This window comes from Modicisalibacter sp. 'Wilcox' (genome assembly GCF_010993675.1).
Taxonomy (GTDB): Bacteria; Pseudomonadota; Gammaproteobacteria; order Pseudomonadales; family Halomonadaceae; genus Modicisalibacter; species Modicisalibacter tunisiensis.
Genome location: NZ_WNXF01000001.1, coordinates 138,980 through 152,626 on the forward strand (window position 1 = coordinate 138,980; position 13,647 = coordinate 152,626).

Consider the following 13,647-nt stretch of genomic DNA (forward strand, 5'->3'; position numbering starts at 1 on the left):
CCACGGCCTCAAGGTCAGTGGCGGCATTCTCGTCACCATGTAGCTGGCATCGTCCTCAATGCCAAACAGGCACTATCCCGATAAACATACTTGCCACGAAAACGCCCAAGATATGACGTACTTTTCTGACAACATTCTCCACCTGCCGGAATACCACGTCCTGGGCACCAAGGTGGAAGAGCATGATCTCCACTACCAGATCGAAGCTCCTGAGCCTCTAGCTTGCGAGGAATGCGGCGTTGAGAATGAGTTTGTCAGGTTCGGCAAGCGCGATGTGGCCTATCGTGACCTACCCATCCACGGCAAGCGGGTCACCCTCTGGGTGGTCCGTCGCCGGTACACATGTCGAGCCTGCGGAAAGACATTCCGTCCGACGCTCCCCGAGATGGTGGACACTCATCGCATGACGCGGAGGCTTTACAGCCATGTTGAAAAGGAGGCCTTCAACCACCCCTACGCCTATGTAGCCGATACCACGGGCCTCGATGAGAAGACCATACGCGAAATCTTCAAGAAAAAGGCTGAGTTCCTGGCGATTTGGCACCGCTTCGAGACTCCTCGTTGCCTGGGCATCGACGAGCTGTACCTGAATCGCCGCTACCGCTGCATCCTGACCAACTTGGAGGAGCGTACTCTGTTAGACCTGCTGCCCGGTCGTCAGCAGGACGCGGTGACGAAGCGGCTCATGAGCATGACTGAGCGCGACAAGGTCGAGATCGTCAGCATGGACATGTGGAAGCCCTACCGCCGTGCCGTTCAGGCGGTGCTGCCACAGGCCCGCATTGTGGTCGATAAGTTCCATGTGGTGCGTATGGCCAACGAAGCCCTGGAGAAGGTCCGCAAGGGGCTCAGGAAGGAGTTGACGGCCAACCAGCGACGAACCCTTAAGGGCGACCGGAAGATCCTGCTGAAGCGGGCTCACGACGTCTCAGACCGCGAGCGTCTCATCATGGAAACCTGGACAGGGGCCTTCCCCCAGCTCCTGGCAGCCTATGAGCACAAGGAGCGGTTCTACCACATCTGGGGCTGTGCCACCCGGCGGGATGCTGAGAAGGCGTTGGCTGCCTGGGTTGACGGCATCCCGCAGGGGCAGAAGGAGGTCTGGAAGGATCTCGTTAGCGCCGTCAGTGGCTGGCGTGAGGAGGTGCTGACCTACTTCGAGACCGACATCCCAATCACCAACGCCTTCACGGAGTCGATCAACCGGCTGGCCAAGGACAAGAACCGCGATGGCCGGGGCTATTCATTCGAGGTGATGCGGGCCCGGATGCTCTACACCACCAAGCACAAGAAGAAGACGCCACAGACCAAGGAATCTCCGTTCCTGGGCAAGGCCACCATGACCTACAGCATGGGTCTCCCCGAGGCCGAGAAGAACTACGGCGTCGATCTATCAACCTTCTGGGAGGATTAAGGTTTTGGTGGATCAGAGGGGATCATCAACCACTTAATCCGGATACCCCTTTCGGGATGTCACCCAGACCCGGCTCAGCCAGGCGCGCCTCGAACGCCTGGCCATCCACGACCCGCTGACCCGGCTGTTCAATCGCGAGCACTTCACCAACGCCCTGAACAGCCTGCTGGACGGCCTGCGTTACACGGAGACCGGCCTGGCGGTGCTCTTCACGGATCTCGATGACTTCAAGCCGATCAACGACTGCCATGGCCACGCGGCCGGCGACGAGCTGCTGGTGGAAATCAGCCACCGCCTCAAGCACATGATGCGGGCCACCGACCTGGTGGCCCGCTTCGGCGGCGACGAGTTCATGGTGGCCCTGTCCGGCATCGCCTCCCTCGAGATGGCGGAGTCCATCGCCGGACGGATGCTCAAGGAGGTCATGCGGCCGCACCAGCTGAGCAACGGCCAACACGTGCAGGTCTCGGCCTCGATCGGCCTCGTCGTCACGGTCGACCCCGAGACGACCGCCGAGACCCTGATCGATACGGCGGACGCCGCCATGTACGATGCCAAGCAGCAGGGCAAGAATCGCATCGCCACCGCCCATGATCGCCACGTCTCCCGGTCCAGCGAAACCTTCATGCGGATACGCAACGCCTTCGAGCAGGGCGAGATCCGGCTGCATTACCAGCCCATCATCCGGCTCACCGACATGAAGACGATCGGCTTCGAGGGCCTGGCGCGCTGGCATCATCCCACGCTGGGCGTCCTGGGCCCCGCCCACTTCATCGACATACTGACCTGTTCCTCGCTGTGTCATCCCTTCGCCCAGTGGCTGATCCGCCAGGCCGGCGAGCTGGCCCGGCGGCTGCAGGAAGCCCGGATCCAGGCCGTCATCGGCGTCAACCTGACGCAGGAGCAGATCGAGGGCGGCGATTTCCTGTACACCCTGGGCGAGATACGCGAAGAGCTCGGGCTGTCCTCGCCGCACATCAACCTCGAGATCCACGAGACCAGCCAGTTCCACGATCTCGACCTGACCGCCAACCAGCTCCATGAAGCCCGCCTGCTGGGCGCCAGGGTGTCACTCGACGATTTCGGCACCGGAGTCTCCTCGGTGACCTATGCCTCCGTACTGCCCATCGACACGCTCAAGATCGACCGCAGCATGATCAAGAGCCTGGAGAACCGACCCGACCAGCGCGAGTTCGTCCGCGGCGTCACGCTGATGGCCCAGGCCATGCAGCGCCAGGTGGTCGTCGAGGGCGTGGAGACCGAAGGCCAGCTCCGGCTGCTGCGCGAGCTGGGCTGTGACCTGGCCCAGGGCTTCTTCCTGGGCCGCCCCATGACGGAAGAGGCCCTGTTCCAACAGTATGTGACGCCGGACGCCCGGCCCGCCTATCCGCTGGTCCGCACCTGACCGCGTCCCCGGGGCGGGTGTCACTCGCTCACCCGCCCGCGCCGCTCTCCGGCTTCGTCACGCTGTAGAGCAGATAGCGGCCGAGCCGCCAGTGCGGCTCGACGTCGCAGTAGCGATGCTCGAGCTCGGTGAGCCGTGCCAGTGTCGTCGCGTCGGGCTCGCGTTCGCGCAGGTAGTCATGGAAGAGCCGGACACCGGCGACATGCTCGACGACCAGCCCGGCCTCGGCGAGCCACGCCGCTACCTGGGCATGCGTCAGCGGCGAGATCGGCGTCAGCCGCTGACGCCTGCCGGTGCCCGCCAGCCGATCCTCCAGCGCCTTGGTCAGGTTGCCCTTGACGATATTGGAAAAGCGCAGTGCATCACGATTGAAGACCATCAGCGACAGCTGGCCCCCCGGCGCCAGCAGCTCGGCCAGGAGATGGACCGCCTCGCGGGGATCGGCCAGCCACTCGAGTACCGCGTGGCAGACGATCAACGGCCAGGGTCCCGGCGCCCGCGTCGGCAGGGCCTGCAGCGGCGCCTGCAGCAGCGTGACCGGTCGGCCCGCCAGCGCGTCCCGGGCCCGCGACAGCATGTCCGCCGACGGCTCGGCCAATGTCACCGGATGGCCACGTTCGGCCAGCCAGGCACTCATCTGCCCCAGCCCGCCGCCGACATCCAGCGCCGGCTGGCCCGCCAGCCGCAGCGTACGCGGCAGCAGGGCGTCCAGCAGCGCCAGGCGCAACGCGCCGCGCGGCTTGCCATAGAGGCTGTCGGCGAACTTGTCGGCCAGCCCGTCGAAGATACGGTCCTCGGCGCTCACCCTTCCCCCCGCTGCACAAAAGCGCCCAGTCTAGCCGCCTCGCGACACCGGCTCCAGCGCCGTCGCCACGGCCGCTCATCATGCCGGACGCCGGCCCCCGGGCCGAGATTAAAGATTGACGATGACTCGCCGATATTCTCTTGATTGTTGATTGAATTGTTGATTGATTGCATCGTGTCTGCTGCCACAGGAGTCTTGCCTTGGATTCGCTGCCGCCCTTGATTGCCTCGCTCGCCCGGGGGCTGGACCTGCCCGGCACGGCGATGGCCATTGTCGACGGTGAACGTACCGGCCTGCCGCTCCTCTTCGTCAATCCCGGCTTTCAGCGCCTGCTCGGGCACTCCGGCGCGGCACTGCGCCTGCTCGGGCACTCCGGCGCGGCACTGGCGGGAACGCCACTGCGCGATCTGATGGCCCTGGCGGGAGACACGGACCTGCCGGCCGTGATCGCGCGGGTGCTGCGTCACGGCGTGCCCACCACCGATACCGTCGCGTGTCATCGCCGCGACGGCTCGCGTCTGTGGACCGAGATGACGGTCACCCCGGTGGAGGACCACGACGGCCACCGCTACCTGATCTGCATGCAGCGCGACGCCGACGAACCCCGACGTTCCGGGCTGGCCCTGGCGGTCTTCGACAACACCCACGACGGCATCCTCGTCACCGACGCCGACAAGGTCATCATCGATACCAACCCCGCCTTCACGCGACTGACCGGCTACACGCGCGAGGAGGCCCTGGGGCACAAGCCGCACCTGCTGTCCTCGGGCAAGCACGATGACGCCTTCTACCACACCCTGTTCGCCACCATCGAGGCACAGGGCTTCTGGTCCGGCGACATCTGGAATACCCGCAAGGACGGCAGCCAGCTGATCGTCAACGCCACCATCTCGGCGGTGCACGACGCCGACGGCCGCCTGCTCAACTATGTCAGCGTGTTTCGCGACATCACCCAGCAGCGTCTCAATCAGGCCCGGCTCGAACGCATGGCCATCTACGATCCGCTGACCGGCCTGTACAACCGCGAACACTTCATCGCCACGCTCGAGACACACCTGGTCAGCCTGCAGTACACCGAGAGCGGCATCGCGGTGCTGTTCATGGACCTCGATGACTTCAAGCCGATCAACGACGGCTTCGGCCATGCCGCCGGCGACGAGCTGCTCGTCGAGATCGGCCGACGCCTCAAGCGGCTGATGCGCAGCACCGATATTGTCGCCCGTTTCGGCGGTGACGAGTTCGTCATCGCCCTGACCGGCATGGGCAATGGCGACAAGGCCGTCAAGGTGGCCCAGAAGATCGTCGACGCGCTGGTCCAGCCCTTCCGGCTCGACAACGGCGCGTCGGTCGGCATTGCGGTGTCCATCGGCGTGGCGTTCACCAACGACTATCGGCTCGACACGGCCACGTTGATCGACAGCGCCGACCAGGCCATGTACGACGCCAAGGTGGGCGGCAAGAACCGCATCGCCCGGGCCCGGCGCTTCGTCGAGTCCCGCTCCCGGGCCACCTTCCAGCGCGTCAGGCAGGCCTTCGAAACGGGCGAGCTGGAACTCTACTACCAGCCCATCGTCGACCTGGCTTCCGACCGGACGCTGTTCTTCGAGGCGCTGGCGCGCTGGCGCCATCCCCAGGCGGGGGTGCTGGCGCCGCAGCACTTCATCGACGTGATCATGCACTCGTCGCTGAGCCTGCCCTTCGGGCGCTGGCTGGTGCACGAGGCCAGCCAGATGGCCAAGCACCTTCAGGATCGGGGGTTCCGGGTCGGCATCAGCATCAACCTGTCCCAGGAACAGATCGAGACGGGGAGCTTCCTGCGCGCCATCAGCGACTCCCGCGACGCATTGCGCCTGTCCACGCCCTACCTGACGATCGAAGTGCTCGAGTCGAGCCAGTTCCACGATCTCGCCCTGACCTGCAGCCAGTTGCTCGAGGCCAAGCAGCTGGGCACCTCCGTCTCGCTGGATGACTTCGGCGCCGGCATTTCCTCGATCACCTATGCCAGCCAGCTGCCCATCGACACGCTCAAGATCGACCGCAGCGTGATCCACGGCATCGACACGCAAGCCAGCCAGCGCCAGTTCGTCGGCGGCATCATCGACATGGCCCACGCCATGCAACGCAAGGTGCTGGCCGAAGGCGTGGAGCGGCGAGCCCAGCTCGAGGAGCTGCGACGCTGCCACTGCGACCTGGCGCAGGGTTTCCTGCTGGGAGAGCCGATGCCCGCCGACGAGCTGGACCGGCGTTATCTCGACACCGCCGCCCGCCCGGAGTATCCCCTGCAACGCCGCTGTGCCGCTCCGGCCTGACGCCTCCCGGCACGTACGCTGGCTTCACGGGTTTATCTTGTCCGGACAGGCGCTTATAATGCAGCGCGTTGCCTCGCGCCCCCGTAGCTCAGCTGGATAGAGCAACCCCCTCCTAAGGGGTAGGTCATAGGTTCGAATCCTATCGGGGGCGCCAACGGCATCAATGACCGGCAGCGTCCCCATGTCTCCCGTTCGAGCCGGAATCGCGCATCGCTCCCGCCCTGCCTCGCCCCAGGCACAGTAGAACCCCAGACCCCACAGGGCGTTCAAGCCTATCCGCGTCAGACCGCTTTCGGTCCCCGAATTGCCGCCTTCGCTTCCTGCAGACCCGTCTCGAAACCCGAGAAAACACGGAAGCTGAAGTACCAAACGGGCTACCCGGGCCGTTCGAGGGCCCGGGTAAACGTCTTGCCAAAGGCGTATGCACGATGAGGCCATCCGGCTATGGCTGGAAGTGGATCACGGAGTCCTTGTTGTCGAGAAGATGAACCGTTGCCGACACCGCCGCCTCGGGGACCCGAATATCGACCATTGAGCCAAGGCGCAGCTTCATGACGCCATCGACCAGGCTTCCGGAGTGGTGGGCCCATGGCTCGAAGTGGCTCTTCAGGACGTCGATATCAGACGCACCGACGGTCTCCTTGCTGCCATCATCGAGCGTATACGTGATCGCAGTCACATAGGCAAAGGCTGAGGAAGGGCCGGCATCCACATAGAGACGTTCCTGACCGGAAGTCTGGGGACCTTCAACCACGGAAATGTGGTAGCTGCCGGTACTGGTACGCTTGCCGAAGTCGAAGATTCCAAAGTAGTAGCTGTAGAAACCCACGGTGAAAATCACGGAAATCACCGTAAGCCCAAGACAGAATGGACGTTTGAAAAGCCCTGCAAAATCGTCACGCTTCAAGGCATGATCGAGGGAATGAACGTCAGCGCCATGAATCATGACACTGACCGAAATGGCGAAGCCGAGGGCTGCCATCGTCCACTCATCAAGGCATTCGTAGCCCATCCAGCCGAAAATCAGCATCAGCGCCACATTCAGCAAGGCCGAACCAGCAGCTGCAAGGCGCGTCATCAGACCCAGGATCAGCCCCAGACCCACCAGCACTTCGGCAGTTGACATGGCATAAATCGACCACTCCGCCACAAGCGGATGCGCCAGGACCCAATGAATGAGCGTTTCGATGGGCGATCCCGGCGCCGCTTCAACCAGCTTGCTGGCCAGCGAAGCCGGCGTATTGATATCGTGCTTCGCGGGCACATTGACGAATCGTCGCCACCCTCCCATCAGAAACACGAAGCCCATGGAGATCGCGGAAGCACGCAAGGCGATGTCACCACGCCATAGTGAAAGGTTCGAGTCTTTTTCCATCATCCACCTCTGCTCCTGGCCACATTAGTGGGGCATACGACACCCAGGTTGACACGCCCACACCCGTCATATCACAAAATGTTATATTTCAATAATCAAATAGTACCATTACCCTCAGGTCCGAGCTTGACCCAGCTCAATAGACACTGAATGCACGGCAATAATGCCAAGATCATGACGAACCATGACGGCACGCAGATGACTGGAAACACCGGGCGCTTTCCAGCAGGAGAACAGACAGAAGAGGTGTTGCAGTAATGAATGGGGCTGACGCTATCCGGCCCCGAAGCCGGCACACACGGAGAGTCCGGGGAGTCTATGGCCAAGGAGTTGCAGCACTGGGCCGCTGGGTCAGCGATAGAAAAACCGGCAGTATCGTGCAAGCAGGGAACGAAAAGAAAAGCCCGGCACTCGGCCGGGCTGCATGCGCTGTGTCCTGTGACTGACTTCCACCCGCCCCCTGCGGGCGCATCCCTGGTTGGAGCCTTCCCTTGCCGCTCCGTTCCATGGATATCGTGCCACTATCAGGCTAGGCCAGAACCGCCGACTAAAACATGATCCGTATCAAACTCGCGTGTCCGGCGGCCTGTCAGCTCAAGCGCTGCATATAGTCCACGTAGCCGAACGCCCTGACCGTGCGCACCTTGCGGCCGACCTCGTCGACCCGGCAGATCGACGGCAGGCGGATGCCATTGAAGGTGGTGGTCTTGACCATGGTGTAGTGGGCCATGTCGGTGAACACCAGGCGGTCGCCGATGGCCAGCGGTGCGTCGAACGAATACTCGCCGATCACGTCGCCGGCCAGGCAGGTGGTGCCGCCCAGGCGGTAGGTGTGGGCCTTGTCGCCGGGCAGGCCGCCGCCGATGATCTCGGGCCGATAGGGCATCTCCAGCACGTCAGGCATGTGCGCGGTGGCGGAGGTATCGAGGATGACGTTGGGGATCTCGTCGTCGATGATGTCCAGCACGCTGCACACCAGGAAGCCGGTGTTCAGGGCGATCGCCTCGCCCGGCTCGAGATAGACCTCGAGGTGCGGATAACGCGCCTTGAAGTCGCGGATCAGCCGTACCAGCCGCGCCACGTCGTAGTCGGCGCGGGTGATGTGGTGACCGCCACCGAAGTTGACCCAGCGCATGCGTTCCAGGTACTGCCCGAAACGCGCCTCGAAGGCCGCCAGCGTCGCCTCGAGGGCGTCGCTGTTCTGCTCGCAGAGGGTGTGGAAGTGCAGCCCCTCCAGGCCGTCGAGATCGCCGGGGCTGAGGTTCGCCGCGCGGGTACCCAGCCGCGAGCCCGGCGCGCAGGGGTCGTAGAGCGCCACCTCGCCGGTGGAATGCTCGGGGTTGACCCGCAGCCCGCAGGAGACCCGCCGCGGCGCCGCCGCGACGGTGTCGCGGAAGCGCCGCCACTGGCCCGGCGAATTGAAGCTCAGATGATCCGCGTAGCGCAGCACCACGTCCATCTCCGGCGCGGTGAACGCCGGCGAGTAGACGTGCACCTCGCCGCCGAAGGTCTCGGCGCCGAGGCGGGCTTCGTCCTGGCCACTGGCGGTGGTGCCCACCAGGTATTCGCGGATCAGCGGGAAGGTATCCCACATGGCGAAGCCCTTCAGCGCCAGCAGGATCTTCGCGCCGCTCTCCGCCTGCACCTGCCCCAGCCGCTCGAGGTTGCGACGCAGCAGGGCGTCGTCGACCACGTAGGCCGGCGAGGGGCAGGCCTGAATGTCAAACGGATAGCCGTCGAACGGGGTGTCGTGATTCGCCATCGATCAGGCCAGCGGGTCGGATTCGGGGTCGAGCTCGACCACCTGCCAGGGCAGGCCCATGTCGCCGATGCGCTCCATGAACGGGTCGGGATCGAGCTGTTCGACGTTGAACACGCCATCGCCCTTCCACAGGCCCTCGAGCATCAGCATGGCACCGGTCACCGCCGGCACGCCGGTAGTATAGGAGATCGCCTGGGACTTGACCTCCTGGTAGCACTGCTGGTGGTCACAGATGTTGTAGATGTGCACCTTGCGGCGCTTGCCGTCCTTGATGCCGTCGACGATCACGCCGATGTTGGTCTTGCCCTTGGTGCGCGGGCCCAGTGAAGCCGGGTCGGGCAGCACCGCCTTGAGGAATTCCAGCGGGGCGATCTCGCAGCCGTTCACCGTGATCGGCTCGATGCGGGTCATGCCGACGTTCTCGAGCACCTTGAGATGGGTGATGTACTTCTCGGAGAAGGTCATCCAGAAGCGAATCCGCTCCAGGCCCTTGATATTCTGCGACAGCGACTCGAGCTCCTCATGGTAGAGCAGGTAGATGTCCTTCTCGCCGATGCCGTCGAAATCGAAGGTACGCTTCTCGGCCAGCGGCGCGGTCACCTTCCACTCGCCCTTTTCCCAGTAGCGACCGTTCGCGGTGATCTCGCGAATATTGATTTCCGGGTTGAAGTTGGTGGCGAACGGGTAGCCGTGGTCGCCGCCATTGGCATCGAGAATGTCGATGGCATGGATCTCGTCGAACAGGTTCTTCTGGGCGTAGGCGCAGTAGATGTTGGTCATGCCCGGGTCGAAGCCGCAGCCCAGGGTAGCCATGTTGCCGGCGCCCTTGTAGCGGTCCTGGAAGGCCCACTGCTCCTTGTACTCGAACTTGGCCTCGTCGGGATGCTCGTAGTTGGCGGTATCCAGGTAGGGAACGCCGGTACGCAGACAGGCCTCCATGATGGTCAGATCCTGATAGGGCAAGGCCACGTGAATCAGCACATCCGGCTGGAACGATTCGATCAGCGCCACCAGCGCCTCGACATCATCAGCATCGACCCGAGCGGTCTGGATGGGCCGTTCCAGCTGATCGGCGATGGCCTTGCATTTCGCTTCGTTGCGACTGGCCAGGCAGATCTCGCTGAACACCTCGGGATGCTGGGCACACTTGTGAGTGACGACACCGCCGACGCCACCGGCGCCAATAATCAGGACTTTGCTCATGAATTCGGTTCCAGATCGGGAAACGTCAATGGTGGCAGGGGTCGTGCCGGAAGCGAAGGCATGCGTCGCCCCCGACCCGGTGCCACCCCGGTCTCGGCCTCGCCCGACTCCCCGGGAGGACGGCGAGAGGGCGCAGATGATGGCCCCCTCCGAGGCTGGCCGCAAGTGCTTTTCGCGTCAACTCCCGCCACTGGCAAAACGTGTTCGACACCCTGCCGATGGGCAGGCACGAAATGACGGCGCCCCACCTTTCGACGTCACACCGGGACCGTTGCCGCGTCGGTACACGAGACTTATAGTGAATGCTCACCAACGAGAAATCATTGGACAATAGCCCTACAAATTGCCCATTAACAATTGTTATTGCACAATCTCGGTACAAGAGGCTAGATTGGGTGAGTTACATCAGGGAAGAACCCCCCCTCGCGCTGAAGGCCGGCCTCCGGGACTGAGGGCCGCATTCTGGCAAAAACTCTTTTATGCAGAAATCATGCAGAACCTCGCCAAACACATCGCATTCACGGAACGTGAAAGCCGAATCGTCTCGGCCCTGGAAGAAAAGCCACGAGCCATCGCCAGGGGCGAAACGCTCTGGCACCCCGATGAGCCGCCCCGCTACCTGTATTCGCTGCATCAGGGCTGGGCCTGTACGCTCCATCGCTCCGAGGATGGCGCCGAACAGGTCATCGACCTGCACCTGCCCGGTGATGTCCTGGGGCTGCGCGACCTAACCTTCACGAACCACTACACCAGGGCGGAAATGCTGACCGATGGCATCGTACGGGCGATCCCCGTTACCAGTATCCATCGCCTCTTCCAGGTCGCCCCCCGCGTGGCCATGGCCCTGCACGCCTCGACCGCGCGTCAGCAGCGCAACATCACCCAGCGCCTGATCAATGTGCTGGGCAACGATGCCCGCTCGCGTATCGCGCATTTCGCGCTGGAGATCCATCATCGGCTGACCGCCAGCGGCCAGCCAGTCAGCAATCATTTCACCCTTCCCCTCACCCAGCGGCGACTCAGCCAGCTGCTGGGCATGAGCGAGGTGCATGTCAGCCGCACCCTCTCGGAGCTGGCCGAGCGGCAACTGGTGCTTCGCCAGCGGCAGAGCATCGACATCCTGGATTTCGAGGAGCTGGCCCGCATCGCCAACTTTCGCCCCGAACGCTTCAGCGACATTCTCAACCCGGCCTTCGTCGGCAACGAGGTGGCAACGCTGCACCTGGGGGACACGGCGTCCTGACGCCTGCCGGGCAACGCACGCACGACAACGAGCCGGCACTGCCGTCGTGGCGGTGCCGGCTCGTCAATCGACAAAGCGTCGAAGTGGACCGCTCCCTGGGCAATCACAACGTCCTGTTGACGAGCACCCTCGGGCCCACAGACGGACCTTCCCTGGTCAAGGGGCCTCCCTGCCCCAACCTCCCTGTCACGGGATTCGCCATCTGGAACGCACCCAGACACGAAGTTCGATACACATGACAGTCGATGTGCCAACTGCCTTGCAGCCGGCCTGGACAGCACGTTCCAGATGCCGAGTGCGCGGGTTTCGCGACCCTCACCTGTCATGGCGCATCGTTCGCCGAACCGTCCCTGATTCGACGGAAGCCAATGTCTCATGTCCGACCGACCCGGTAATTAACCCAGGTTATACTGTACGAAATTTTATCAGAACTTCCGGAAAGTATAATTAATAAAACTTAACATCCCCTCCCGAGCTCACTCACCCCGACTTTATTCTTGTAAAAACAATCAGTTAAGTTCAAATCCAAGCCCGCGCCTTCACAAGGCAGCCCGCGCCTCACGGCTGGCTCGGCCTCTCGGCCCGCTCCGCCGACTGCAGGCAATGGGTTGATGTACAAGGTTAACGCTCACAAGAACGGAAAAACGCCGAACGGGCAACGCCGTTACCGACCCAAAGCTACGTTTTGAAACACTTTCCGAACGGGCCTGCAGGACACGAGCCGCCCACCAGCGAAGCAAGCCGCCCGCTTATCTCAGCGATGCCGCTCGGCACAGTCGATGCACAAGGTCGTCATGGGCAGCGCCTCGAGGCGTCGCGCATCGATCGGCTCCCCGCAGTCTTCGCAGATCTCGCCCTCGCCGTCGGCGATGCGTTCGAGCGCCCTGTCGACCTGACCCAGTTCCGCAAAAGCCTCCTCGTCCAGGCGGTCCACCACCTCGTCGTTCTCGACCTCGAGCGACTGTTCTTCCGCATCCTTGTCCAGAGAGCGTGTCTTGTGGCCCCGGTAGGCGCGAAGACGCGCCTGCAACGTTTTCCGCAGGGCTTCCAGCGTGGCACGACGATCACTCATGGCAGGTGTCTCCCGTTAGACGTCATCCTTCTCGTGTAGCCCCCTGCCGCAGGAATCACCTTGACGCCGATCAGGAAACTTCCGGCCCGTGCCGTTGACAGCCGCAACGGCCCCAACACAAACAAGCCGGCCCGTCATGTGACGGGCCGGCTCGGGTACCCAGGATGACATCAGTGCACTCAGCGCGTATCCAGCTGCTTGACGCGCAGCGCAAAATTATTGGCCGAGTCCTTGGCATTGCCGTAGTTATGCCCCTTGACCCAGACCGTGTAATGCCCCGGCGGCAAGACTTGCTTGATGTGAACATTGCCGGCAAAACGCGAGCCCTCGTCGCTGGCCACGACATTGCCCTGGTCATCGAGAACCCGCGCTTCGATCTGGAAGGACCCCTCAGCACCGACCATGGTCGACGTATTGACGGCCACCGTGCCGCGTTGAACCACGTCGAAGCTCAGCGCCTTGCCCTCAAAGTTCATGTCGACGTCGGTGACGACCTCCTTGAAGCGACGCGACTCGTCTTTCAGCCTTGCCTGGCTCGCCGACTGACTGTCGTTCGCCGTGGCCGCCTTCGTATCGGACGGCCGGGCAGCCGACGCCTTGGACGACGAAGCCGCTGCCGTCGGTGGCGCGCAGCGAGTTCATCAACTCATCGTTGGTACCGTAGGGGATGAAGGTCGCGTTGATGCCGGTCTTCTCGCGGAAGTCGGCGAGCATCTCATCGGTAAAATAGCCCGCCCACGCATAGATCCGCAGGGTGTTGTCCTGCGCGAGCGCCTTATTGATGTAGAACGCCGGCAAGGCGGCGCCGGCTCCCGCAGCAAGCGTCCCCTGCAGGAAGCGACGACGAGTGATCGACATGGCCCTACCCTCCATTTCTTCTGGTTATCCATGACCGGGACGGCAATATTATGCCCGCGGGCAAGTGTCACGTTGGTGACACTTGAGTGACAGTTCAATAACCGTAGTCCGCTTCGTTACATCATGCATCGTGACGCTCGACGAATGAGTCAACGTTCACTACACCGTAATGGTGTTCAACAAGAGCCGCACGGCAGGAAG

11 protein-coding genes and 1 tRNA gene are annotated in these 13,647 nt (G+C 63.0%); 5 read left to right on the forward strand and 7 right to left on the reverse strand.

Annotated features, from left to right (window positions below; all coding sequences use genetic code 11):
* Positions 1–112: 112 nt before the first annotated feature.
* Both G7A98_RS00625 and G7A98_RS00630 read left to right on the forward strand, forming a co-directional pair.
* On the forward strand, positions 113–1,414 hold the full coding sequence (locus tag G7A98_RS00625) for an ISL3 family transposase (RefSeq protein WP_092850570.1): 1,302 nt from the start codon (positions 113–115) through the stop codon (positions 1,412–1,414).
* A 97-nt stretch (positions 1,415–1,511) separates the two neighbouring features.
* Positions 1,512–2,819, forward strand: coding sequence for an EAL domain-containing protein (locus tag G7A98_RS00630; protein WP_263479211.1), 1,308 nt, complete (start codon positions 1,512–1,514; stop codon positions 2,817–2,819).
* 28 nt (positions 2,820–2,847) lie between these two features.
* Here G7A98_RS00630 and G7A98_RS00635 read toward each other — a convergent pair whose 3' ends face one another.
* A complete protein-coding gene (locus G7A98_RS00635; RefSeq protein WP_163647550.1) occupies positions 2,848–3,624 on the reverse strand; it encodes a methyltransferase domain-containing protein in 777 nt (258 codons plus the stop codon).
* A 200-nt stretch (positions 3,625–3,824) separates the two neighbouring features.
* Between G7A98_RS00635 and G7A98_RS00640 the strand changes: the two genes are divergently transcribed.
* On the forward strand, positions 3,825–5,933 hold the full coding sequence (locus G7A98_RS00640) for a GGDEF and EAL domain-containing protein (protein ID WP_163647551.1): 2,109 nt from the start codon (positions 3,825–3,827) through the stop codon (positions 5,931–5,933).
* Between the two features lie 77 nt (positions 5,934–6,010).
* Positions 6,011–6,087, forward strand: a tRNA-Arg gene (locus tag G7A98_RS00645).
* A 288-nt stretch (positions 6,088–6,375) separates the two neighbouring features.
* Here the strand turns inward: G7A98_RS00645 and G7A98_RS00650 are convergent.
* From G7A98_RS00650 to G7A98_RS00660, 3 genes are all read right to left on the reverse strand, one after another.
* The gene (locus G7A98_RS00650) at positions 6,376–7,311 is read right to left on the reverse strand and encodes a TQO small subunit DoxD (protein ID WP_163647552.1); all 936 of its coding nucleotides are present in this window, start codon (positions 7,309–7,311) and stop codon (positions 6,376–6,378) included.
* A 586-nt stretch (positions 7,312–7,897) separates the two neighbouring features.
* Complete coding sequence (gene nspC / locus G7A98_RS00655; protein WP_163647553.1) at positions 7,898–9,070, reverse strand: carboxynorspermidine decarboxylase; 1,173 nt, start codon at positions 9,068–9,070, stop codon at positions 7,898–7,900.
* Positions 9,071–9,073: 3 nt separating this feature from the next.
* Complete coding sequence (locus G7A98_RS00660) at positions 9,074–10,273, reverse strand: saccharopine dehydrogenase family protein (protein WP_163647554.1); 1,200 nt, start codon at positions 10,271–10,273, stop codon at positions 9,074–9,076.
* Between the two features lie 490 nt (positions 10,274–10,763).
* Here G7A98_RS00660 and G7A98_RS00665 point away from each other — a divergent pair, with 490 nt between their 5' ends.
* Complete coding sequence (locus G7A98_RS00665) at positions 10,764–11,516, forward strand: Crp/Fnr family transcriptional regulator (protein ID WP_163647555.1); 753 nt, start codon at positions 10,764–10,766, stop codon at positions 11,514–11,516.
* Positions 11,517–12,270: 754 nt separating this feature from the next.
* Here G7A98_RS00665 and G7A98_RS00670 read toward each other — a convergent pair.
* The 3 genes from G7A98_RS00670 to G7A98_RS16645 form a co-directional block, all read right to left on the reverse strand.
* Positions 12,271–12,588, reverse strand: a complete 318-nt coding sequence (locus tag G7A98_RS00670; protein WP_163647556.1) for a TraR/DksA family transcriptional regulator — start codon at positions 12,586–12,588, stop codon at positions 12,271–12,273.
* Positions 12,589–12,767: 179 nt separating this feature from the next.
* Complete coding sequence (locus G7A98_RS00675) at positions 12,768–13,064, reverse strand: hypothetical protein (protein ID WP_163647557.1); 297 nt, start codon at positions 13,062–13,064, stop codon at positions 12,768–12,770.
* On the reverse strand, positions 13,054–13,446 hold the full coding sequence (locus tag G7A98_RS16645) for a twin-arginine translocation signal domain-containing protein (RefSeq protein WP_240464639.1): 393 nt from the start codon (positions 13,444–13,446) through the stop codon (positions 13,054–13,056). Before G7A98_RS16645 ends, G7A98_RS00675 begins: the two co-directional genes overlap by 11 nt.
* Positions 13,447–13,647 lie beyond the last annotated feature (201 nt).

Coding starts and splice junctions, on each gene's coding strand:
- G7A98_RS16645 (WP_240464639.1), bottom strand. CDS start 13,446: ATGTCGATCACTCGTCGTCGCTTCCTGCAGGGGACGCTTGCTGCGGGA.
- G7A98_RS00650 (WP_163647552.1), bottom strand. CDS start 7,311: ATGATGGAAAAAGACTCGAACCTTTCACTATGGCGTGGTGACATCGCC.
- G7A98_RS00670 (WP_163647556.1), bottom strand. CDS start 12,588: ATGAGTGATCGTCGTGCCACGCTGGAAGCCCTGCGGAAAACGTTGCAG.
- G7A98_RS00660 (WP_163647554.1), bottom strand. CDS start 10,273: ATGAGCAAAGTCCTGATTATTGGCGCCGGTGGCGTCGGCGGTGTCGTC.
- nspC (WP_163647553.1), bottom strand. CDS start 9,070: ATGGCGAATCACGACACCCCGTTCGACGGCTATCCGTTTGACATTCAG.
- G7A98_RS00675 (WP_163647557.1), bottom strand. CDS start 13,064: ATGAACTTTGAGGGCAAGGCGCTGAGCTTCGACGTGGTTCAACGCGGC.
- G7A98_RS00665 (WP_163647555.1), top strand. CDS start 10,764: ATGCAGAACCTCGCCAAACACATCGCATTCACGGAACGTGAAAGCCGA.
- G7A98_RS00625 (WP_092850570.1), top strand. CDS start 113: ATGACGTACTTTTCTGACAACATTCTCCACCTGCCGGAATACCACGTC.